21 protein-coding genes are annotated in these 22281 nt (G+C 63.9%); 14 read left to right on the top strand and 7 right to left on the bottom strand.

The genetic code is table 11. The features are described 5' to 3' along the window. The first annotated feature begins 7 nt into the window (after positions 1-7). The 3 genes from G6N42_RS12625 to G6N42_RS12615 are packed head-to-tail and all read left to right on the top strand — an operon-like array spanning position 8 to position 3135. A complete protein-coding gene (locus G6N42_RS12625) occupies positions 8-1150 on the top strand; it encodes a sulfotransferase family protein (RefSeq protein WP_434059617.1) in 1143 nt (380 codons plus the stop codon). Positions 1151-1152: 2 nt separating this feature from the next. Continuing rightward, on the top strand, positions 1153-1917 hold the full coding sequence (locus G6N42_RS12620) for a sugar phosphate isomerase/epimerase family protein (protein ID WP_163729900.1): 765 nt from the start codon (positions 1153-1155) through the stop codon (positions 1915-1917). A 9-nt stretch (positions 1918-1926) separates the two neighbouring features. Beyond that, positions 1927-3135, top strand: a complete 1209-nt coding sequence (locus tag G6N42_RS12615) for a DUF1214 domain-containing protein (RefSeq protein ID WP_163729899.1) — start codon at positions 1927-1929, stop codon at positions 3133-3135. A gap of 49 nt (positions 3136-3184) precedes the next feature. On the opposite strand, the gene G6N42_RS12610 is transcribed toward G6N42_RS12615, so the two are convergent. From G6N42_RS12610 to G6N42_RS12590, 5 genes are all read right to left on the bottom strand, one after another. Then, a complete protein-coding gene (locus tag G6N42_RS12610) occupies positions 3185-3628 on the bottom strand; it encodes a hypothetical protein (protein WP_163729898.1) in 444 nt (147 codons plus the stop codon). A gap of 64 nt (positions 3629-3692) precedes the next feature. Beyond that, positions 3693-5060: a cytochrome P450 gene (locus G6N42_RS12605; RefSeq protein WP_163729897.1), complete on the bottom strand. Its 1368-nt coding sequence runs from the start codon at positions 5058-5060 to the stop codon at positions 3693-3695. Between the two features lie 28 nt (positions 5061-5088). Next, positions 5089-5283, bottom strand: coding sequence for a ferredoxin (locus G6N42_RS12600; protein ID WP_083125735.1), 195 nt, complete (start codon positions 5281-5283; stop codon positions 5089-5091). A gap of 29 nt (positions 5284-5312) precedes the next feature. Then, positions 5313-6173 carry a mycofactocin-coupled SDR family oxidoreductase gene (locus G6N42_RS12595; RefSeq protein ID WP_163729896.1) on the bottom strand — a complete coding sequence of 287 codons (861 nt, stop codon included), beginning with the start codon at positions 6171-6173 and terminating at the stop codon, positions 5313-5315. A gap of 32 nt (positions 6174-6205) precedes the next feature. Next, the gene (locus G6N42_RS12590; RefSeq protein WP_163729895.1) at positions 6206-6904 is read right to left on the bottom strand and encodes an SDR family NAD(P)-dependent oxidoreductase; all 699 of its coding nucleotides are present in this window, start codon (positions 6902-6904) and stop codon (positions 6206-6208) included. A 254-nt stretch (positions 6905-7158) separates the two neighbouring features. Between G6N42_RS12590 and G6N42_RS12585 the strand changes: the two genes are divergently transcribed. From G6N42_RS12585 to G6N42_RS12540, 10 genes are all read left to right on the top strand, one after another. Beyond that, a complete protein-coding gene (locus G6N42_RS12585) occupies positions 7159-8652 on the top strand; it encodes an aldehyde dehydrogenase family protein (protein ID WP_434059578.1) in 1494 nt (497 codons plus the stop codon). Next, positions 8652-9860: a CaiB/BaiF CoA transferase family protein gene (locus G6N42_RS12580; protein WP_163729893.1), complete on the top strand. Its 1209-nt coding sequence runs from the start codon at positions 8652-8654 to the stop codon at positions 9858-9860. Before G6N42_RS12585 ends, G6N42_RS12580 begins: the two co-directional genes overlap by 1 nt. 291 nt (positions 9861-10151) lie before the next feature. Then, the gene (locus G6N42_RS12575; protein ID WP_163729892.1) at positions 10152-10964 is read left to right on the top strand and encodes an MlaE family ABC transporter permease; all 813 of its coding nucleotides are present in this window, start codon (positions 10152-10154) and stop codon (positions 10962-10964) included. Between the two features lie 3 nt (positions 10965-10967). Continuing rightward, entirely contained in the window at positions 10968-11825 is an 858-nt protein-coding gene (locus tag G6N42_RS12570; protein WP_163729891.1) for an MlaE family ABC transporter permease, read from the top strand. A 13-nt stretch (positions 11826-11838) separates the two neighbouring features. After that, a complete protein-coding gene (locus G6N42_RS12565) occupies positions 11839-13038 on the top strand; it encodes an MCE family protein (RefSeq protein WP_163729890.1) in 1200 nt (399 codons plus the stop codon). Further along, entirely contained in the window at positions 13035-14060 is a 1026-nt protein-coding gene (locus G6N42_RS12560; RefSeq protein ID WP_163729889.1) for an MCE family protein, read from the top strand. Before G6N42_RS12565 ends, G6N42_RS12560 begins: the two co-directional genes overlap by 4 nt. After that, entirely contained in the window at positions 14057-15160 is a 1104-nt protein-coding gene (locus G6N42_RS12555; RefSeq protein ID WP_163729888.1) for an MCE family protein, read from the top strand. Before G6N42_RS12560 ends, G6N42_RS12555 begins: the two co-directional genes overlap by 4 nt. After that, positions 15144-16637, top strand: a complete 1494-nt coding sequence (locus G6N42_RS12550; RefSeq protein ID WP_163729887.1) for an MCE family protein — start codon at positions 15144-15146, stop codon at positions 16635-16637. The genes G6N42_RS12555 and G6N42_RS12550 overlap by 17 nt, the downstream gene beginning before the upstream one ends. Next, a complete protein-coding gene (locus G6N42_RS12545) occupies positions 16634-18079 on the top strand; it encodes an MCE family protein (RefSeq protein ID WP_163729886.1) in 1446 nt (481 codons plus the stop codon). The genes G6N42_RS12550 and G6N42_RS12545 overlap by 4 nt, the downstream gene beginning before the upstream one ends. Then, positions 18079-19788, top strand: a complete 1710-nt coding sequence (locus G6N42_RS12540) for an MCE family protein (RefSeq protein ID WP_163729885.1) — start codon at positions 18079-18081, stop codon at positions 19786-19788. Before G6N42_RS12545 ends, G6N42_RS12540 begins: the two co-directional genes overlap by 1 nt. Positions 19789-19803: 15 nt before the next feature. Here the strand turns inward: G6N42_RS12540 and G6N42_RS12535 are convergent, their stop codons facing one another. Next, complete coding sequence (locus G6N42_RS12535) at positions 19804-20328, bottom strand: Rv2253/PknI dimerization domain-containing protein (RefSeq protein WP_163729884.1); 525 nt, start codon at positions 20326-20328, stop codon at positions 19804-19806. Between the two features lie 79 nt (positions 20329-20407). Here G6N42_RS12535 and G6N42_RS12530 point away from each other — a divergent pair, with 79 nt between their 5' ends. Continuing rightward, positions 20408-20818 carry a hypothetical protein gene (locus tag G6N42_RS12530; protein WP_163729883.1) on the top strand — a complete coding sequence of 137 codons (411 nt, stop codon included), beginning with the start codon at positions 20408-20410 and terminating at the stop codon, positions 20816-20818. On the opposite strand, the gene G6N42_RS12525 is transcribed toward G6N42_RS12530, so the two are convergent. Continuing rightward, on the bottom strand, positions 20815-22095 hold the full coding sequence (locus tag G6N42_RS12525; protein ID WP_163729882.1) for a cytochrome P450: 1281 nt from the start codon (positions 22093-22095) through the stop codon (positions 20815-20817). The genes G6N42_RS12530 and G6N42_RS12525 overlap by 4 nt on opposite strands. Between the last annotated feature and the right edge of the window lie 186 nt (positions 22096-22281).

Genomic DNA, 22281 nt, shown 5'->3' with positions numbered 1-22281 from the left:
GCAGAAGATGCTGAACCGGGCGCAGGCCGGCACCGGTCTGACGGACTACGGCGACGCCACGCTGCCGCAGCGATTCGCCACGGCCGTCGACCTTCTCAACGGCATCGGCTTGGACGCCGACGGTAGGGCGCGGGCTGAGGACGTATGCCACTGGCTGCTCACCTCGCGACTGGAGTTCTTCGAGGACCGACACCGGTATCCGGTCGCCGACGAAGTGATCGAGCGGCCGATGTTCGTGACCGGCGAACCGCGCTCGGGCACCACCCTGATGCACGCCCTGATGTCGGTGGATCCCGATGCGCGGGCGCTCCGGTTCTGGGAGGTGATGTATCCGTCCCCGCCACCCGGAATGGCCGGCGATGACGACCCTCGCCGGGAGCGCGCCGACGCAGACTGGCGCGAGATCAACGCACAGATGCCGAAATGGCTGCACAGCCATCCCTACAACGACATGCTCGGCGCGGGGCTGCCGGAGGACGAACGCACCTGGGCCTTCGACTTCCGCGTGATGACACCGACCGCGTGGTGGCGGGTTCCGATGCAGACGGTGGTCGGGGGTCTGCCCACCGATGACGCCGCACAGTACCGCATCCACAAGGCGATGCTGCAACAGTTCCAGTACGGACGTCCGCGCAAGCAGTGGGTTCTGAAGGGATTCCACGGCTTTCGTCTGCGGGAGTTCTTCAACTGCTATCCGGACGCGACCCTGCTGTGGCTGCACCGAGACCCCGTGCAGGTCGCCGCGTCGCGCACGATGATGATGGCCGACATCCTCGAAGGCATCGTCGGCCCGATCGACCTACAGCAGGCGGCGAAGACGCATCTCGAGTTGACGCGGGCAAGCATCGCCAACACCATGACCAACCCGCTCACCGACGATCCCCGGATCCTGCACGTGCGCTACACGGATTTCCTTGCCGACCCCGTCGGCACCGTCGCCCGCTACTACGAATTCCGCGGCCGGACCCTGAGCGCCGATGCCCGAACGGCCATGCGCGCCTATCTGGAGAACAACCCGGGCGACCGGCACGGGAAGTTCCGCTATTCGACCGAACTCCTCACCGACATCGGTGAGGATCTCGAGGCGTTGCACGAAGAATTCCAGCCGTTCCGTGATCGATTCGGTGTCGCAATCGAACAGCGGAGGTGAGGGTGCATAGTCGGCTATCGGTGCACAGTGTGACGTTTCTCGGCACGCCGTTCGCCGAGCAACATTCGATGTGGTCCGCACTTGGACTCACCCGGCTGAGCCTGATCGATTCCCAGCTGGGTGAACCCGGGCTGGTGCCGCTCATCGAGCAACACGGCTACTCGGTCGACACCGTGTACCACCTGTTCGAGTCCGGCGACCGGCTGTCCCGCGTCATCGAGAACGCCGCCGCTCTCGGAACTCGCGTGGTGTACATGCTGACGGGCGGTCGAGGTGAATTGGACTGGGGCCAGGCCGCCGAACGCTTCTGCGCGGCGGTCGCTCCATGCCTACGTGAAGCAGAGCACGCCGGCGTCGCACTTGCCATCGAAAACGCATCCGCTCTCTATGCGGACATCCACATCGCGCACACCCTGCGCGACACGATCACACTGGCCGAGATGGCGGGCGTCGGTGTCTGTATCGACTTGTTTCATTGCTGGGCCGAGGCCGACCTGGGCGGTCTCGTCGAACGCGCGCTGCCGCGGACGCTGCAAATTCAACTCAGCGACTACGTCCTCGGTGACCGGGCACTCCCGGCCCGCGCCGTCCCGGGGGACGGGACGATCCCGATCGAGCCGTTCCTCCGGCAGGTACTCGCCGGCGGCTACAGCCATGGCTTCGATCTGGAGTTGATCGGCCCTCGTATCGAGGCCGAGGGCCGTTTCGAGGCGGTGCGTCGCGGCTGCGAGATGGTATCGACGATGCTGAAACGACTTGGTGTGTAGGGGATAACTGTGGCGCTTGGAGACGGTTCTGATGACGCTGCGCTGCACGCCGCGTGGATCGACTTCTGCGACCGTCTCAAGGTGGCCGGCGAACGGGTCTTCAAGGATCTGAACCCCACCTCGGGTCTGCAGCGGGCCGACGGCTTCAGGTTCTTGACGCAGAACCTCGGTCAGGCCTTCGATCTGGGGCTGGAGACCAGGGACACCCGCTATCCGGCGATTCATACGTTCTGCAATCCCACGCGCAAGCTCGGCGGCGACTGCGCCGACTTCCTCTATCAGCAGGCGTGGATCGACGGCGAATCGACGTATCGCGTCGTCGGAAACCGCGGCACCGCACGATTTCTCAACATCACCGTGCAGGGACCGCGATCCGACGGTCCTGGCGTACTCCACGAACCATTCGGCGACGTCCCGGAGGCCAATCTGTTCGGCCACGAGCTCACGTCCGCCGACGACGGCAGCTTCGAGGTCTGGGTCGGCGGCCAGCAACGCGGGACGAACTGGGTACCCACCACGGCGGGGTCGCGCAAGTTGTTCATCCGCCAGGGTTTCGACTCCTGGGACGAGCGGCCTGCTCGCCTACAAATAGAACGTGTCGGCATGGATACTCCCAAGCCTGCGCCGACTCCCGTGTCGATGATCGACGCGATGGGCTGGGCGGGTGACTTCGTCACCGGCCTGATGGACGATTGGCCGGAGTTCCCGTTCCGCTACGGCGGGGTGGACGCCGCGAATCCCAACCGTTTTCCGGCCGCCGGCGCGACCGACGCCGATGCGAAACGCGGTCGCGCCGCGACCAATATGCATTGGGTGCTGGCCGCCGACGAGGCGCTCATCATCGAGTTCGACGCGCATGAGGGCCTGTGGATGTTCACCAATATGGGTGTCTTCTTCAACAGCATGGACTACCTCTACCGGCCGGTGAGCTACACGCCGAGCCGCACCGCGGTGGACAGCGACGGCAAGGTGCGGCTGGTGCTGGCGCACGATGATCCGGGCTATCACAACTGGATCGACACGCAGGGCTTCGAGCGGGGCAACATCACCTACCGGCACATGCTGGAGGGTGAGCCGGCCGAGTTGTACACCCGGGTGGTCAAGCGCGCGCAGCTCGCCGATGCGCTGCCACCCGCGACCGTGACCGTCACTCCCGAGGAGCGCGTCGCGCAGATGTGGGCGCGGTTCAACGGAATTCGGCAACGTTACGTCTTGTGATTTCGGTGCGCATACGGTCGCTGAGCGGTCGTCCGCGCACCGAAATCGCCTATAGGCGTTGGAGTCTGAACGTCCAGAACTGCTGTCCGGGCGGGCCGTTGAAGCAGCCGACGTCGTAGTTCGAGGTGATGGTGCCGGTCAACGAGGTGTCGTCCCACACATAGGTTTCGTGGGTGGGCATGGCGTAACCGGGAAGGCACTGCAGACCGTCGGACACGTCGACCTTGAGCGTCCACTGGCCGTTGGCCAGGTAGGCGTTTCCCTGATAGTAGTTGTAGAACTTCAGCCGGGGCGCCGCGCTGATGTACCTGCAATCCGGTTCTCCGGCGCCGCATCGCGCGACGAACCAGAACCACGACGCCCGCTCGTACCTGTTGGTCTGGAGATCGTAGTTGCCGTAATTCCAGAAGGCGTTCGCTGGTGGCGCGACCACCGTTGCCAGCGTCATGAGGACGGCGGCGGCCACCGCGGCCAGGACCTTGACGGATTTCATCGCGTCCTCCCAATTCCGTTCGCCGGTGCCTATCAAACCATCTCGTAGCAAATCTCGGTTCCGATCAGTCGATGACGACAGCGTCCTTGTGTTCGGTGATGGGTCGGGCCGGATGCTGTTCATCGCAGATCCGCTGAAGTTTCTCCAGCGTCTCGTCCAGTCCCGGACCCAGTGGCTTGCCCGGCGTGAACGTCGCCGGCAGATGCTTCATGCCCTGGATGACACCGATGGTCTCGTAGTGTTCGGTGCCCTCGGGGTCACAGACGTAGTCGGGCATGCGGTCCAGCACCGCGGTCAGCATCGACTTGAAGACCGTGCGGGCGACGTTGGAGCCCACGCAACGGTGAACACCGATCCCGAAGCTGAAGTGACGGTTGCCCTTCCGGTCCATGATGAGCTCGTTGGGCTTTTCGAAGACCGACGGGTCGCGGTTGGCCATGGCCCACGAAATCCACAGTCGCTCGCCTTCTTTGAATTTCGTGCCCTCGACCTCGACATCGTCGGCGAAGGTGCGTCCGTCGCCCGGTGCCGGCGTGTAAAAGCGTAGGAACTCCTCGGTGGCCGGGTTCAGCAAGGTCTCGCGTTCGCGGCTGAGCAGCTCGCGCTGGTCCGGGTTCTCCGACAGCCACTCCAGCGAGTGCGCGGTGAGCGCGGTGGTGGTGTCGAAGCCGCCGCCGATGATCAACCCGAGATTGCCGAGGATCTCCAGGTCAGGGGCCGGTTCACCGTCGATACGCAGTTGCAGCAGTGCGTTGATCAACCCGGGCCGCGGGTGCTCGCGGACCTCCATCATGGTGGTGATCATGTCGATACCCATCTGGCGGTTCATCTCGGCGACGCGGGCGGCGTCGGGCGAATGCTCCGGGGTGGATACCGAGAGGTGCGCGGGCTCGCTGTAGACCGGCCACTTCTTCAGTTCGATGCCCATCATCGCCAGCGTCAGCACCGCGGGCACGATGTTGGCCAGGTCGTCGACGAAGTCGATGCGGCCCGACTCGATCTTTTCGTCGAGGGCCGCCCGGGTGATCTCGTCGACGAACGGTTGCCATCGCCGGACCGCGGCAGGGGAGAGGTAGGGGTTCAACGTGCCGCGGTAGATGCTGTGCTCGGGTTCGTCCATCTCCAGGATGCCGCCCCGCACGACCGTGGCTCGTTGCGCCTTTGGGATCGTTATTCCCTGATAGCCCTTTCGCTCTCCGTTGATGTCGTGATCGTTGGACACCACCGGACAGCGAGCCAACTCGAACACGTGCTTGCTGTCGGCGGCAACCCAATGTCCGTCGTAGACATCAGTCCAGGCCATCGGGCATTTGGACTGCATCTCTTCGGTGATCTTCTCGAACTGCACCCGATACTCCGGGGTGTGCCGGTCGAAGTGATACCGATTCTTCTTCCGCTCGTTGTCGGCGGCGCGGATGTCGTCGACAGTCAAGGCTTGTCTCCCTGCCGTTGAAGTGATCTCACTCTTCTATCGAGATGGCCTGCTCGGGGCACGACTGCACGGCTTCGCGTACCGCGTCCTCCTGGTCGGGCGGCACCACTTCGTGCACCGGCGAGGCAGTGCCGTCAATATCGCTGAGCTCGAAGGAATCTGGCGCGATCATCGAGCACAGCGTGTGGCCCTGGCAGCGTCCCGAGTCGACGAAAACCTTCACCGTGTCCCCTTCTCAGATAGTGCCCGCTCTTAAATGTGGTAGTCGTACCACTTCAGGTATCCGCCGGCATCGACGCGCTGCTGGGTGCCGGTGATGTACCGGGCCTCGTCCGATGCCAGGAAAAGCACCATGTTGCTGATGTCCTCGGGTTCGATCCAAGGCACCTTCATCGCCTGCTGGACGTAGAACACGGGTTCGGCGTCCGCCTTCGTCGGGTGCTCCAGGTCGGGACGGAACGACTTGTACATCGGCTCGCTCTGCAACATCGGAGTGTTGCAGTTCGTCGGGTGAATCACGTTCGCGCGGATGCCTCGTGGCGCGAGTTCGGCAGCGAGGTTGTGGACATACTGCGACAACAGGCGCTTCGAATGGAGATACGCGGCGCCACCGGGATCGGTGCCCGGGTTGTCGTTCTTACTGACGTCCATCAGGGCCGCGGTGGACCCGGTGGCGATGATCGACGCACCTTCGCGGAGGTGTGGGAGTGCCACGTGGATGGCGTTCATGGTGCCAATCAGGTTGGTATTCATGACGTCTACCCAGGCCGCCATGTCACCCGAGCCCTTCATGCCCGCGATTCCGGCCGACGTGACGACGATGTCGAGCCCGCCGAGCTCAGAAACACCTGCCTCGAGCGCGTGCTTCAGCTGCGCGGCGTCACTCACATCGACCTGCGCGGTGACGACACGCTGTCCCGTCTTCTCGACGAACTGCGCCGTCTCCTCCAGGTCCTCCGGTGTGGCCATCGGGTAGCCAACTGTCGCGAAATCTTCACATCGGTCGACGGCGATGATGTCGGCGCCCTCTTCGGCTAACCGGATGGCGTGACTGCGACCCTGTCCGCGACCCGCGCCCGTGACGAAGGCGACCTTTCCCTGTACTCGTCCCACTGAGATGTCCTTTCGATCTGGCTGGTGTTTGGTTACGTGTTCCGGCCGCCGTTGACGCCCAGGATCTGACCCGTGATGTAGCCGGCCTCCTCTGAGGCCAAAAACGCGCAGGCGGCCGCGATGTCCTCGGGCTTCCCGATGCGCCGCACCGGCGTCGAGTCGATGCTCTGCTGGACGGTGAGGTAGCCGCGCTCCTCGGACTTACGCAGCATCGGGGTGTCGATGAAGCCGGGCGGCACCGCGTTCACGGTGATTCCGCTGGGGCCGTACTCCAGGGCCAGTGACTTGGTGAGTCCGTTGACCGCCGACTTGGCCGCTACATACGGGGACATGAACGGCTGGCCGGAATGCGTGCTCGACGACGAGATGTTGACGATGCGCCCCCAGCCGGCCTCGATCATGTCGGGCAACACCGCCTGGATGCAGTGGAAGACGCCGTTGAGGTTCACGTCGACGACCCGCTGCCACTCCTCGAACGAGATGTCGGTGAATCGCTTGAACTTCTCCAGCCCCGCGGCGTTCACCAGAACCGTCACCGGACCGAGCTGAGCGCGCACGGCATCGAGGGCGGCGTCGACCTGAGCGCGGTCGGTGACGTCGGCGACGTACGAGTTGTCAGCGTCCGATGGATTGAGGTCCAGAATCGCCACATTCATGCCGTCCGCGCGCAACCGGTGCGCCACTGCCTGCCCGATGCCGGAGCCACCTCCGGTCACGACAGCGTTCTTCAACTCCACACCTGCCGGTCATGCATTAAGAATCGTCCTTCCGATTATGAGAACCGTACTCTCGGGTGTAGCAATCCCGCAAGACACGGTAGAGGTCAGATTCGCACAGGTGAGACGTTTCGTCGGCGATTGTCGCACCGTTAAGTGCAGGCAGTGAGAGTTCCGGTCTTTTCCTTGAGTTCTCTTGATACGAATGTATGATTCGCCGGTGATGAGAATGAAGTTTCCATCACATGGGCTGTGTGCTGAGGAGGATGATGCAGGAAACGACCATCACGGGTAACGGGTCAGCCGCCGACACCGCCGCACGCGGTGCCGATAGGCGACTGCTGATAGACGGGCAGTTACTCGATACGTCTCGGACGTTTCCCAGCCTCAACCCGGCCACCGGCGAGGTGCTCGGACACGCACCGGACGCCACCGTCGGCGACGCCCAAGCAGCGGTCGCCGCTGCGCGGCGCGCATTCGATGAGACCGACTGGTCGACCAACACCGAATTGCGGATCCGCTGCCTCGACCAGCTGCACCAGGCGCTGGTCGACCACCGCGACGAACTCGCCGCGCTGACCATCGCCGAGGTCGGCGCGACCGAAGCGCTGTGCCAGGGCGCTCAATTGGACCAGCCGATCGCGATCGTCCGCTATTACGCAGACCTGTTGAAGACCTACCCGATGACCGAGGATCTCGGGAACATCGAAAGCCGGGGCATGCAGCACCACCGTTGGGTGGAGAAGGAAGCGGGCGGCGTCGTCGCCGCGATCATCGCCTACAACTATCCGAACCAGTTGGCGCTGGCCAAGCTCGCGCCGGCACTCGCGGCGGGTTGCACGGTGATCCTGAAGTCCGCCCCCGACACCCCGCTGATCACGCTGGCGCTCGGGGAGCTGATCGCCAACCACACCGACATCCCCGCCGGCGTCGTGAACGTCCTCAGTGGCGCCGATCCCGAGGTCGGTGCCGCGCTGACCACCAGCCCCGATGTCGACATGGTCACCTTCACCGGTTCCACACCGACCGGCCGCCGGATCATGTCGGCGGCCAGCGACACCCTCAAGAAGGTGTTCCTGGAACTCGGCGGCAAGTCGGCGGCGATTGTGCTCGACGACGCCGACTTCAACACCGCGGCGCTGTTTTCGGCCTTCAGCATGGTCACCCACGCCGGTCAGGGTTGCGCGCTGACGTCGAGACTGCTGGTGCCGCGCAGTCATCATGACGAGATCGTCGAGATGATCAAGAACAATTTCGCATTGGTGCGCTATGGCGACCCAGCCGACCCCGGTACGTACATGGGTCCGCTGATCAGCGACAAACAGCGCGACAAGGTCGACGGCATGGTGCAGCGCGCCGTCGAGGCGGGCGCCACGCTGGTCACCGGAGGCGAGAAGGTCGACCCGGGCTACTTCTATACCCCGACGCTGCTGACCAACGTGGACCCCGACAGCGAGATCGCTCAAGAAGAGGTCTTCGGTCCGGTGCTCGTGGTCATCGCCTACGAAGACGACGACGATGCGGTGCGGATCGCCAACAACTCGATCTACGGGTTGTCCGGTGCCGTGTTCGGCAGCCAGGACCGTGCGCTCGCGCTCGCCCGCCGCATTCGGACGGGCACCTTCTCGATCAACGGGGGCAACTACTTCAGCCCCGACAGTCCGTTCGGCGGCTACAAGCAGTCGGGCATCGGCCGCGAGATGGGCACCGCGGGGCTCGAGGAGTTTCTCGAGTCGAAGACGTTTGCGACGGTGGTGAGCTGATGAGTGCGCCGCTTGACGGAATCCGCGTCCTCGAAGTCGCGATGTACGGCTTCGTGCCGTCGGCGGGCGCCGTACTGCGCGAATGGGGCGCCGATGTCATCAAGGTTGAGCACGCGGTGACCGGCGATCCGCAGCGCGGGCTGCGCCAGACCGGGCTGCTGCGGGTCGAGGGCGATCCCAACCCCAACATCGAACACGCCAACCGCGGCAAGCGCAGCATCGGTCTGGACATGTCGGTGCCCGAGGGCAAAGAGGTGCTGCTGGAACTGGCCAAGCGCGCTGACGTGTTCCTCACGAGCTTTCTGCCGGGACATCGACAGAAGTTCGGCATCGACGTCGAGGACATTCGCGCCGTCAACCCCACGATCATCTACGCCAGGGGCAGCGCGCTGGGACCCCGAGGCGAGGAGTCGGTCAAGGGCGGCTACGACATGACGGCGTTCTGGTGCCGCGCGGGTACGGCGGCCACCATCACGCCGCCGGGTACACCCGGCATGGTCGGTCCGCCCGGACCCGCCTACGGCGACACCATCTCGGGCACCAACCTCGCGGGCGGGATCGCCGCCGCACTGCTCAAGCGCGAGCGCACCGGTGAGCCATCGGTGGTGGACGTCTCGCTGCTGGGGAGCGGCCTGTGGTCGCTCGGGCACACCGTCGCGCTGACGAAGCATCTCGGTCAACGGATGGAGGCCTTCCCGCCAGGGACGCAAGGTTCGCCCTTCAACCCGCTGGTGGGCCTGTATCCGACCGCCGACGATCGCTACATCTCTTTTGTGATGATGCAGCCCACCAAGTTCTGGGCGGATGTCTGTAAGCACATGGATCTCGACGAACTCGCCGACGATCCGCGCTTCGCGACTGCCGAGTCGATCGCGGAGAACACCGCAACGGCCAACGAGATCCTCAGCGAGGCGATGCAGAAGCGCACCCTGCCGGAGTGGAGCCAGCGCTTCTCAACGCTGCTCGGACCGTGGGCGCCGGTGCAGGACACCCTGCAGGCTGTCGAAGACGCGCAGATCCGCGCCAACGACTATCTGGTGTCAGCGGGTGAACTCGAATTGGTCGCGAATCCAGTGCAGTTCGATGTGAGTCCACCCCAAACCGGCCCCGCTCCGGGATTTGCAGAGCAAACTGACGAAGTCTTGCTGGAACTCGGATTGGCTTGGGACCGAATCATCGAGCTGAAGACGGCCGGGGCCGTCACCTAGACAACGAGAGAGGCCAGGGATACAGCCCAAATGCCCAACGTCACTTCGATCGGCACCCAGGTGCCGCGCAGAAGGGGGTTATCCCCCGAAATCAGCGGTTCCTACGCGGGCATCGGCGTGATCGGCTATGAAGGTGTCGGATTCACCGAGGGGCTGCGGGGGGCTATAACTCATCGAATCCGACGGGACGACTGTCGCCGGGGAGATCTGTGGGGACTCAAATCAACTTGGTGCACAATGTCTTTCGGTCGGCGGGGGTGTCAGCAGTGACCATCGTGGGAGGAGCCACCTATGGCGCGGGGTAGCGGGCCGGAGCGGTGGTCGCCTGGGTTGCCTCAGCTGAGCAGCTTTGCAGGCCCGATGCAGGCTATCGGCGGTCTCTTCGCTATGTCGGCCGATGCGGTGCGATTTGTGTTCCGCAGGCCGTTTCAGTGGCGTGAGTTCCTGGAGCAATGCTGGTTCATCGCACGGGTCGCTTTGCTGCCCACGTTGCTCGTGGCGATCCCGTTCACGGTGCTGGTCAGCTTCACGCTCAACATTCTTCTTCGCGAGCTGGGTGCGGCCGATCTGTCGGGCGCGGGTGCGGCGTTCGGTGCGGTCACCCAGATCGGTCCGCTTGTGACAGTGCTCATCGTGGCGGGGGCGGGTTCGACGGCGATCTGTGCGGACCTGGGGTCGCGAACCATCCGTGAGGAGATCGAGGCGATGGAGGTACTGGGTATCAACCCAGTGCAGCGGTTGGTGACACCGCGGATGCTGGCCGCGGGTCTGGTCGCATTGCTGCTCAACAGCTTTGTGGTGGTCATCGGAATCCTGGGTGGCTATTCGTTCTCGGTCTTCATCCAGGACGTGAACCCGGGGGCGTTCGCGGCCGGTATCACGCTTCTGACGGGGGTGCCCGAGGTCATCATCTCGTGTGTGAAGGCTCTCCTGTTCGGCTTGATCGCCGGACTGGTCGCCTGTTACCGGGGGTTGAGCATCACTGGTGGTGGTGCCAAAGCGGTAGGCAACGCCGTCAACGAGACCGTGGTCTATGCGTTCATGGCGCTGTTTGTGATCAACGTGCTCGTCACAGCCATCGGCATCCGGATGACGACGGGGTAGCGGATGGGCACATCAACGGTTCTCAAGTCCAGGTTTCCGCGGACCTCGACCGCGGCGCGCCGTCCGGTGGAGTGGCTGGGCGGCATCGGCGACCACATGATCTTCTATGCGAAGTCGCTGGGCGGGATTCCGCATGCCTTCGTGCACTACCGCAAGGAGGTCATCCGGTTGATCGCCGAGATCTCCATGGGCGCAGGGACGTTGGCGATGATCGGCGGTACCGTCGTGATCGTCGGCTTCCTGACCTTGGCCGCCGGCGGCACGTTGGCCGTGCAGGGCTATTCCTCACTCGGCAACATCGGGATCGAGGCGTTGACCGGATTCTTGGCGGCCTTCATAAACGTGCGTATCGCCGCACCGGTGGTCGCAGGTATCGGCTTGGCGGCAACCTTCGGCGCGGGAGTGACTGCGCAATTGGGGGCCATGCGGATCAACGAGGAGATCGACGCGCTGGAATCGATGGCGATCCGGCCGGTCGAGTACCTGGTGAGCACGCGCATCATTGCGGGAATGATCGCGATCACCCCGCTGTACTCGATCGCGGTCATCCTGAGCTTCGTCGCCTCCCAGTTCACCACGGTGGTGCTGTTCGGCCAGTCCGGCGGGCTGTATGACCATTACTTCGATACTTTCCTCAACCCGATCGACCTGCTGTGGTCATTCCTGCAGGCGATCTTGATGGCGATCACGATCCTGTTGATCCATACCTACTTCGGCTACTTCGCCACCGGCGGGCCCTCCGGTGTCGGCGTCGCAGTGGGCAACGCGGTTCGCACCAGTCTGATCGTCGTCGTCTCGGTGACGCTGCTGGTGTCGCTGTCCGTCTACGGTTCCAACGGCAACTTCAACCTCTCCGGATAAGCGACTTACAGCCATGAATTCGATCACCGCGCGCGCACTGGCCGGCCTGGCCGGACTCGTCGCGATCGTCGTCGTATTCGCCTTGGGTATCGGTCTCTTCCGAGGCTCGTTCACCGAGACCGTTCCGGTAACGGTGGTCTCGGATCGTGCGGGTCTCGTCATGAACCCCGACGCGAAGGTGAAGATGCGCGGCGTGGAGGTTGGCAGGGTCGCCTCTATCGCGACGAGGCCAGACGGGCAGGCCGTCCTGAAGCTGGACATGAATCCGTCTCAGCTGCACCTGATTCCCTCGAACGTCGGTGTGGACATCACGTCGACGACGGTGTTCGGTGCCAAGTTCGTCGATCTCCTCCCTCCAGCGAACCCTGAATCGCAGAGACTGCACGGGGGACAGGTGATCGAGGGGCGGCATGTCACCACTGAGATCAACACCGTCTTTCAGCGCCTCGTCACCGTCCTGGACAAGATCGACCCCGCGAAACTCAACGAGACCCTCGGCGCGGTCGCGACGGCGTTCGACGGCCGCGGCGAGAAGATCGGCCGCAGTCTTGAAGACTTCAACGCGTTCCTGGCCAAGATCAATCAGAGCCTGCCGAATCTATCGCGCGACATCGAAGCGTCGGTCCCGGCGTTCACCGCCTACGGCGACGCCGCGCCCGACCTGATCGGAACCTTCGAGAATTCGATCCAGCTAAGCAATTCCATCGTCGAAGAACAGCAGGCTCTCGACGAATTTCTCATCAGCTCAATCGGTTTGGCCGATATCGGCAACGATGTGATCGGCGGCAACCGCCAGGCCCTGACGGATCTTCTGCACGTTCTCGTGCCGACCACATCACTGCTCGGCGAGTACCACGAGATGCTGGCCTGCGGCGTCGGCGCCCTGGTCCCCTTCGTGAATGCCGGAAATTTCCAGTATTCGCACATTTTGTTCAATGCCGGTCTCACACTGGGGACCGAGCGCTATCGCTGGCCCGAGGACCTACCCAAGGTCGCGGCTTCCACTGGAGGTCGGTCCTTCTGCAAGGAGTTGGGTCTGCCCGACGTCCCGCCTGAGTTCCGGGTGCCGTTCCTCGTCTCAGATTCCGGCTCGAACCCGTTCAAGTATGGAAACCAGGGGATCTTGCTCAACTCCGATGGACTCAAGCAGTGGCTGTTCGGTCCCATCCCGGGACCGCCCCGCAACAGTGCGATGATCGGAATGCCGGGGTGACGCGCATGCGGGGCACATTCATCAAGTTCGGGATCTTCGCGATCGTCATGGTGCTGCTGACCGCGTTCCTGTTCGCCACTTTCGCCGAAGTGCGGACCGGTTCGACCAACGACTACTCCGCAGTATTCGATGACGCGTCCCGACTGGAAACCGGAGACACCGTCCGGGTGGCGGGCATCCGGGTGGGCACGGTGCAGGAGGTGTCGCTGGACGCCGATCGCAATGTGCTGGTGAAGTTCGACGCCGGGCGGGACATCAAGCTGACGGACGGCACCAAGGCGCAAATCAAGTATCTCAACCTCGTCGGCGACCGCTACCTCGAACTCGTCGATGCGCCGGGATCGACAAAGATCCTGCCCGCTGGCGGCCAAATACCGATTGACCGCACGGCGCCCGCGCTGGATCTTGACCTGCTGCTCGGCGGGCTGAAGCCGGTCATCCAAGGCCTCAACCCGCAGGATGTCAACGCGCTGTCGGCATCGCTGCTCCAGATTCTGCAGGGCCAGGGCGGCACCATCGAATCGTTGTTCTCGCGGGCGTCGTCGTTCTCGAATGCGCTGGCGGACAACAGCGCCGTGATCGAGCAACTGATCGACGAACTCAAGACGACGCTGAAAACGCTGTCCGACGACGGGGACCAATTCACCGAGGCCATCGACAAGCTCGAACAACTCGTGCGCGGCCTCTCGGAGGATCGTGACCCGATCGGTGAGGCGATCACCGCACTCGACAACGGCACCGCCTCGTTGTCCGACCTCCTCGGCCGGGCACGGCCGCCGCTGGACGGCACCGTCGACCAGGTGAAGCGGCTCGCGGAATACCTTGACGCGGACAAGGCCACCTTCGACGCCACGCTGCAGCGTCTGCCCGATATCTATCGCAAGCTGGCCCGGGTGGGCTCCTACGGCGCGTTCTTCCCCTACTACATCTGCGGAATCGCCTTTCGGGCAAGCGATCTCGAGGGCCGTACTGTGCAGTTCCCCTGGATCAGGCAAGAGACGGGGAGGTGCCGGGACGAATGAACAAGTACCGCGGATCCTCTCTCATCAGGGCCGGCTTCATCGGCGTGGTGCTGATCATCCTGGTGATCATGATCGGCTTGCAGCCCGAACGCCTGTACTCGTGGGCCACCGCCCTGCGTTATCAAGCGGTGTTCACCGAGGCCGGAGGTCTTGCAGCCGGTAACGACGTGACTGTCTCAGGCATCAAGGTCGGCTCGGTGTCGTCGATCGAACTCGAAAACGGCGAGGCGCTGGTTGGTTTCACGATCGACGGCAAGTATGCGCTCGGTTCGGACACCACCGCGCACATCCGCACCGGCACGCTGCTCGGCGAGCGCGTGCTTGCGCTGGAGTCAGAGGGCAGCGGCACGTTGTCGCCGAATCAAACCATCCCGGTCACCAGGACGTCGTCGCCGTATTCGTTGACCGACGCGGTCAGTGAGCTGACCGCGAACACGGCGCAAACCGAGACCGACACTCTCAACCAGTCGTTGGACACGTTGGCACAGACGCTCGACCAGGTGGCTCCGGAACTGGGACCGACTTTCGACGGCCTGTCGCGGGTGTCGAAATCGCTCAACGGACGCAACGACAGCCTGGCCGAGCTGCTGAAAACCGCAGGCGATGTCACGGGAATCCTGTCCGAGCGCAGTCAGCAGGTCAACTCGTTGATTCTCAACGCCAACGACCTCCTCGGTGTGCTCAACGATCGGCGTCAGGCGATCGTCGACCTGCTGGCCAACACGTCGGCCCTGTCGCGGAATCTCACCGGTCTCGTCGCCGAGAATGAACAGGAACTCGCGCCGGCGCTGGAGAAGATGAACGCGGTCAACCAGATGCTGGAGAAGAACCGCGACAACATCACCAAGGCCCTCGCGGGGGTGCGCAAGTACGAGGTGACCCAGGGCGAGATCGTCGCCAACGGCGCCTACTACAACGCGCTTGTCCCCAACATCCAACCGGCGCAGCTGCTGCAGCCGTTCCTGGACTACGCGTTCGGCTTCAGAAACGGTGAGAACATCGGGCAACCGCCGGACACCGCCGGTCCGCGCGCGCAACTTCCGTTCCCCGTCAACGGGCTTCCACAACCAGGAGATCTCCCCGATGATGGCAACCCGTAAGCGCCTCGCGACATGGGTCGCCGTGCTGCTGGCCGTGGTGCTTGTGGCCGGAGCCGCGTTCCTGGTGCGCCAGGTCTTCTTCGGTCCAAACAAGATCACCGCGTACTTTCCGACGGCCACGGCCATCTATCCCGGCGACGAGGTGCGGGTGTCCGGCGTCAAGGTCGGCAGAATCGAGAGCATCCAACCCGAGGGCACGCAGACCAAGCTGGTCCTGGAGGTCGACCGCGACGTGCCGGTGCCTGCGGGCGCCAAAGCGGTGATCGTCGCGCAGAACCTGATCGCCGCACGGTATGTGCAGCTCACGCCGGCATATCGCGAGGGTGACGGGCCCACCATGGCCGACGGCGCGGTGATTCCCAGTGACCGGACCGCGGTCCCAGTCGAGTGGGATGAGGTCAAAACCCAATTGATGCGACTGGCAACCGAATTGGGGCCCAAGCCCGGCTCGCAGGGCGCGGTAACCGACACTTCCATCGGCAGGTTCATCGACAGCGCCGCCAACGCGATGGACGGCAACGGTGAGAAGCTTCGATCGACGCTTGCCGAATTGTCAGGTGTCGCAAGGATCTTCGCCGAAGGCAGCGGCAACATCGTCGACATCATCAAGAACCTGCAGGTCTTTGTCAGCGCGCTGCGCGACAGCAAGCAGCAGATCGTCCTGTTCCAGAACCGCCTGGCCAGCCTGACCAGCGTGGTGGACAACAGCAGGTCGGATCTGGACGCGGCGCTGTCGGATCTGTCTGTTGCGATCGGGGAGGTGCAACGGTTCGTCGCGGGCAGTCGCGAACAGACCGCCGAGCAGATCAGAAGCCTGGCCGCTGTCACCCAGAACCTGGTCGACAGCCGGCTGCCCCTGGAGAATGTCCTGCATGTGGCGCCCAACGCCATCGCAAACTATCTGAACATCTACTACCCGCCGACCGGCGGCGTGAGTGGGGCGTTCTCTTTCGTCAACTTTTCGAACCCGGTGTACTTCATCTGCGGCATGATTGGCGGCGTCGCCAATACCACTGCGCCCGAGACGGCGAAACTCTGTGAGCAGTACCTCGGTCCGGCGCTGAGACTGCTGAACTTCAACAACCTGCCACTGCCGATCAATCCATACCTGCGACCGAGCCCCAAACCGGAAAACCTCATTTACACAGACCCCAAGCTTGCGCCGGGCGGTACCGGGCCGGGTGATCCACTCGAGCCGCTGCCTGCGGTCTCGGCCTACACCGGTGCCGGTGACGTACCACCGCCGCCCGGATACGGGGGCGTCGGACTGCCCGATATGCCGCGCGGCCTTTACGGACACGACGAAGTGCCTTCGATACCGTCTCCCGCGCTGTTTCCAGGCGCGCCGATTCCGGGTCCGCCCAACATACAACCCGGACCGGGGACGCCTTCGGTCCAGAACATGTTGCTTCCGCCCAGCCCTGCCCCCCCGCCACCGGGTCCGTTGCTGCCTGCGGAAGGGACGCCGCCGTCATGATCCGTCGCAACGGTGTGAAGGTGATGGTCGTTTCGGGCTGCTGCCTGGCTCTGACGATGACGGGTTGTGCGTATCAGGGTGTGAACTCGCTGCCGCTGCCGGGTGCGGTCGGCCGCGGGCCCGACTCGGTGCAGTACACCGTGCAGGTCCCGAATGTCGCGACGCTGGAATCGAATTCGCCCGTCATGATTAACGACGTCATCGTCGGCAGTGTCGGCAAGATGACCGTTGACGCTTGGCATGCGAACGTCGAGATATCCGTCAAGCCGGATGTGGTCGTCCCTGCGAACGCCGTGGCCTCGGTCGGGCAGACCAGCCTGCTGGGATCGATGCATCTGGCGCTGAATCCGCCGCTGGACGAACAGCCGAGCGGTCGTCTACAGCCCGGTGCCACCCTGCCCTTGAACCAGTCGTCGACCTATCCGACCACCGAGCAGACGCTGTCGTCGCTGTCGACCATCGTCAACGCGGGCGGGCTTGGGCAGATCGGCGATGTCATCCACAACTTCAGCGCTGCGCTGTCGGGGCGGGAGCCACAGATCCGTGAATTGCTGACCCAGCTCAACGATTTCGTGGGAACGCTGGATGCCCAGCGCGACAACATCATCGAGTCCATCAAGCAACTCAACCGCGTGGCTGGAAAGTTCGCCAGTCAACGCGACGTGATCGACCGGGCGCTCAGAGAGATTCCGCCCGCGATAGACGTGCTGGTGAAAGAGCGACCGAACCTCACCACGGCGCTGCAAAAGCTGGGGACTTTCAGCGACACCGCGACCCAGTTGGTCAACGATGCCGGCGACGATTTGGTGAAAAACTTGCAAGGCCTCGAACCGGCACTCAAATCGCTCGCCGACATCGGCCCCGATCTCAGTCAGGCGCTGATCTTCGCGACGGCGTTTCCGTACGGCCCGGCATTCGCCGACAAGATCGCCAAAGGCGACTACATCAACCTCATGGCCACGTTCGACCTGACTTATCCGCGTTTCAAGCGCGGAATCCTGCTCGGCACCCGATGGGGTGATCAGAACGCCAAGCTCATTCCCGCCCCGGGCGATCCGTATTTCCTGAACTACGCCTACGACCCGATCATGGTGGGCGTCGCGCCGCCGCCAAGCGACCTGCCGCCCGCGCCCGATGCGGCTCCGGGAGCGCAGATCAACACCATGTTCGGGCCGGTGCTACCGATGGTTCCGCCGCCTCCGTCCAGACCGCAGTTCGGATCCGAGCCGAAGCTGGAGGGCTCGCAGATCTTCGCCGGTCCCTTTGGCGCCGAAGCGCCCGCCGGACCGGCACCAGCTGAGTTGCCGGCACCGCCGGCGGGAGCTGAATTGCCGGCACCGCCGGCGGGAGCTGAATTGCCGGCACCGCCGGCGGGAGCTGAATTGCCGGCACCGCCGGCGGGAGCTGAATTGCCGGCACCGCCGGCGGGAGGTGGTGGCTGATGCTGACCCGCTTCGTCCGCAACCAGCTGATCATCTTCACGATCGCATCGATCGTCGGCGTGACGGTGATGCTGTTCGCGTACATGCAGTTGCCGACACTGCTCAACGTGGGCCGGCTGACCGTCACGCTGGAACTGCCTGCTGCAGGCGGTCTCTACCGCTTCGCCAACGTGACGTATCGCGGGGTGCAGATCGGCAAGGTGAAGTCGGTAGAGCTCACCGAGAACGGTGCCGAAGCGGTGCTGTCACTCAACACATCGCCGAAAGTCCCCGCGGATCTCGAGGCAAACGTGCTCAGCGTGTCGGCGGTCGGCGAGCAGTACGTGGACCTGCGGCCACGCACCGATTCCGGTCCATACCTCCAGGACGGCTCACGAATCTCGGTGTCCAACACCACGATCCCGCAGCAGGTCGGCCCGATGCTGGACCAGGTCAGCGAGCTGGTTGACAGCATCCCCGGCGACAGGATCTCCGATCTGCTCGACGAGACATTCAAGGCGTTCAACGGCGCAGGGCCCGATTTCGGCTCGCTGATCGACTCCGGTGCGACGCTGACCGAGCAACTCAACAGCGTGTCGGATGAGTCGCGCGGTTTGATCGACGACAGTGGTCCGCTGCTGGATTCGCAGGCCGAGACAGCCGACTCCATCCGGACGTGGGCGCGCAGCCTGGAGGGGGTCACCGCCCAGCTCGCGCAAAACGATCCTCAGATACGCGCACTCCTGCAGCAGGGACCTGGCTTCACACAAGAGGTCTCGGCGCTGCTCAACCAGATCAAGCCGACGCTGCCCATCCTGCTGGCGAACCTGACCACGCTGGGACAGATCCTCGTCACGTACAACCCCTCGATCGAGCAGCTGCTGGTGGTTTTCCCCAATGCGCTGGCCGCCCAGCAGGGCTTTGGCCTCGGCAAGAACAACCCCACCGGGTATGCGCTGAGCGACTTCTCGCTCACCATCTCCGATCCGGTGCCGTGCACGGTCGGCTTCCTACCGCCGTCCCAGTGGCGTTCACCCGCGGACACCACGACCATCGACACGCCAGATGATCTGTACTGCAAACTGCCCCAAGACTCGCCGATCGGCGTGCGCGGCGCCCGAAACTATCCGTGCATGGGACACCCGGGTAAGCGTGCCCCAACCGTTGAACTCTGCAACGACCCCGAGGGCTACAAGCCCATTGCCCTCCGTCCTCATTCGACAGGGCCATATCCGATTGACCCCAACATCATTGCGCAAGGCTTCCAGGTCGATGACCGGGTCGACTTCCAGGAACGGATCTACGCACCGATCGAGGGGACACCCCTGCCTCCGGGCGCCGTGCCGTCGGGGACGCCTCCCGGTGTTCCCAATCCGCTGTACACGCCGATCGCACCGCCCCCGGCGGCGCCGCCGATGCCGCCACCGCCGCCGTCACCTGCACCCCTGCCGCCACCGCCGCCGGGCAATTCGGTGAACGGTGTGCCCATCCCGGCCGCGCCGGCTGGCGCTGTCGTACCCGCGCCGTCAACGGAGGTGCCACACGGCGGTGGAGCGCCGGTTACGCCGAGTGCGTTCCGCGGCAACGAATCCGGCGGACCCTCCGTCGCCGCGGTGCCCTACGACCCAGACACCGGTCAGTTCGTGACACCCGACGGACAGGTGCAGACTCTGACGAATGTCGCCACTGGTCATACTCCCAAATCGTGGAAAGACCTGCTGCCGACCTGATTTGCGCTAGGCGCCCTAGGCAATCTGCTCCAGCTTCATCGGTGTCTCGATGGCGAGGGGTTTGTTGGTGCCGCACGAGCCGCTGGGACTTATTGTGCGCTGGCGGCCCACCAGGAAGTTCGTGATCCTCTTGTTGGCTTCCTCGGCCACCACGTCGACGCCGGAGAACTGAAACCTCTGTTCACCGGGAGCGACGCCGCCGCCGGGGCAGAACTGCCACTCGGGAATATTGCGGTCGACCACCCAATAGGTGTTCGGATAGCCGTACCACAACCGGGCGGTCCACCCTGCCGAACTCGTTGCCGTACCTTCACATTCGACGGGGCTGACACAACTGGAAGACAGCGTCCACGTCTCGTCGATGGTCGGCATCTGCTTTTTCACATCGTTGACGAGCGCGATGTCGCCGTTCGCGTGGTAATGGTAGGTGCCGTTAAGTTCGACGCCGAAGTCCGATGCGCGGGCCGTTGGAGTGCCGCTGAGGGTCGCGGCGACGGTCAGTGCTGCTAGTGCGCCAGCGGCGATCTTGTGTCCACGCATGACTCTAGAGCCTATCTTGACCGGTAGCGATCCTCTTCGAAAGCGAGAATTTGATTCCCTCACATGTGAGAATGATCGGGTGCGATCCACCATCGCAGTGCTTGCTGCAGCCCTGACCGCAGGTTCGATCATCGCGTCGCCCCCGGCCGCGGCCGGACCGACCCAGTGCAACGAGCCCAGCTGTGTCCCGGGCATCAAACCGGGTGTCGTACTGGGCTCGTACTGCGGCGACAACACCAAGTACTACGTATTCGGTGTGACGTCGTGGGGCCGGCTGGTCTTTTGCGGAACGCCGAGAAGATACGAACCGCGCTGGTTCCGGTCACCGGAGATGCGCGGAATCAAGGACTACATGAGTGACTGCGCCGGCTACGACGGCGAGGTGGCCCAGGCGCCCGACGGCATGTTCCTCAGTTGCGTGACGCGCGAGGACGGCTTCCCGCGATGGGAGAGCGGCGAGCAGCTCAGGCCCGCCCCGGCAGGTTCCTAGCCGACGGGCCTGAACTCGATGTTGATCTCGGTCAGCCCGCGCAGGATGAACGTTGGCTCGTACTCGTAACGCCGCGCGTCGATCGGCCCGTGCTTCTCCTCGCTCACGGTGATGTCGGCCATCCGGTCGAGAATGCGCTCGATCGATACCCGGCCTTCCACACGCGCCAGGGGCGCGCCTGGGCACGAGTGAATGCCACGGCTGAACGCGATGTGCTCGCGCACGTTCTTGCGCTCGAGTGAGAACTCGTGTGGATTCTCGAAGCGGGCAGGGTCGCGGTTGGCGGCACCGGGACTCACCATCACCGTGGTTCCCGCGGGCACCGGGGTGTCGCCGAGTGTCGTTGTCTTGCGGGCCATTCGGAACACGCTCTTCACCGGGCTGTCCATCCGCAGGCACTCCTCGACGAACACGGGGATAAGCGTGCGGTCGTCACGCAGCTGCTGCTGGATGTCCGGCCGGTCGCTCAGCACCCGCATGGCCGCGCCGAGCAGCTTTGCGGTCGTCTCCTGTCCGGCCGCGAACAGGAACGTCGCGGTCCGCACCACATCGACCACCTCGGGGGTCGAACCGTCGGGATACTTCGCGGTCGCAATCGAGGTGAGCACGTCGTCGCGCGGGTTCTCTCGGCGTTCCTCGATGTACTGCGAGAACTTCTCGTCCGCCCACGCGAGCGGGTTCACGGCGATCACTTCGTGGTCGAGGCTGCCGATGTTGGTTCCCTCGCCTTGGGCGCCGAACGCCTGACGAAAATCCTCGTGGTCCTCTTCGGGCACGCCGAGCAGGTCGGCGACCACCAGAAGCGAGAACGGCTTGGCGTAGGCATTGAGGAACTCGCAGTGGCCCGCGGCGATGAATTCATCGATGTGGCGGTCGGCGAGCCGCCACATGAAGTCTTCGTTCTCCTTGAGGCGCTTCGGCGTCAGCAGGCGCGAAAGAACGGACCGCGCGTCGGTGTGATGCGGCGGATCCATCGTGACCATGTGCTCGTGCATGATGATCTCGGTGCGGTGCTCCTCGAGCTGCGCGCAGATGTCGTCACCCTCAGGCGTGAACGGCATCGGCGTGAAGGGCCCCATGACCGCGACGCAGGACGAGTAGTTCTCGGTGTCCTTGTAGACGGAGTTCGCCGCTTCCCAGCCGGTCACGGCGAGCACGCCGTTGTTGATCGGACAGCACACCGGATCCTTGCTGCGTACATGGTCGTAATACGGGTGAGGATCGGGCACCAACGACGGATCGGTGAAGTAGTCGACCGAGTCGAAATCTGTGGTCATCGTCTTGTGAGCCCTCCAAGGTCGGCGCTTACTCGCGTCGTGGGTGTGACTGAATCGGTCGCATCGACGAGCCGGCTAGCCAAATATGCTGAGCACCTGCTTAGCATGGCGTTAAGGTCAGGGTCAAGGACGCGCGGCCGGTCGGCACTACGATCGGCGTGTCGTAACACGCGACGTCGGAAAAGA

The organism is Mycobacterium gallinarum (genome assembly GCF_010726765.1).
Lineage (GTDB): Bacteria > Actinomycetota > Actinomycetes > Mycobacteriales > Mycobacteriaceae > Mycobacterium > Mycobacterium gallinarum.
Note: the sequence above shows the minus strand (reverse complement) of the source record. Positions and strands in the feature narration are given on the sequence as shown.

Coding starts and splice junctions, on each gene's coding strand:
- G6N42_RS12565 (WP_163729890.1), top strand. CDS start 11,839: ATGAATTCGATCACCGCGCGCGCACTGGCCGGCCTGGCCGGACTCGTC.
- G6N42_RS12610 (WP_163729898.1), bottom strand. CDS start 3,628: ATGAAATCCGTCAAGGTCCTGGCCGCGGTGGCCGCCGCCGTCCTCATG.
- G6N42_RS12580 (WP_163729893.1), top strand. CDS start 8,652: ATGAGTGCGCCGCTTGACGGAATCCGCGTCCTCGAAGTCGCGATGTAC.
- G6N42_RS12540 (WP_163729885.1), top strand. CDS start 18,079: ATGCTGACCCGCTTCGTCCGCAACCAGCTGATCATCTTCACGATCGCA.
- G6N42_RS12550 (WP_163729887.1), top strand. CDS start 15,144: ATGATGGCAACCCGTAAGCGCCTCGCGACATGGGTCGCCGTGCTGCTG.
- G6N42_RS12625 (WP_434059617.1), top strand. CDS start 8: ATGCTGAACCGGGCGCAGGCCGGCACCGGTCTGACGGACTACGGCGAC.
- G6N42_RS12570 (WP_163729891.1), top strand. CDS start 10,968: ATGGGCACATCAACGGTTCTCAAGTCCAGGTTTCCGCGGACCTCGACC.
- G6N42_RS12525 (WP_163729882.1), bottom strand. CDS start 22,095: ATGACCACAGATTTCGACTCGGTCGACTACTTCACCGATCCGTCGTTG.
- G6N42_RS12555 (WP_163729888.1), top strand. CDS start 14,057: ATGAACAAGTACCGCGGATCCTCTCTCATCAGGGCCGGCTTCATCGGC.
- G6N42_RS12545 (WP_163729886.1), top strand. CDS start 16,634: ATGATCCGTCGCAACGGTGTGAAGGTGATGGTCGTTTCGGGCTGCTGC.
- G6N42_RS12535 (WP_163729884.1), bottom strand. CDS start 20,328: ATGCGTGGACACAAGATCGCCGCTGGCGCACTAGCAGCACTGACCGTC.
- G6N42_RS12585 (WP_434059578.1), top strand. CDS start 7,159: ATGCAGGAAACGACCATCACGGGTAACGGGTCAGCCGCCGACACCGCC.
- G6N42_RS12575 (WP_163729892.1), top strand. CDS start 10,152: ATGGCGCGGGGTAGCGGGCCGGAGCGGTGGTCGCCTGGGTTGCCTCAG.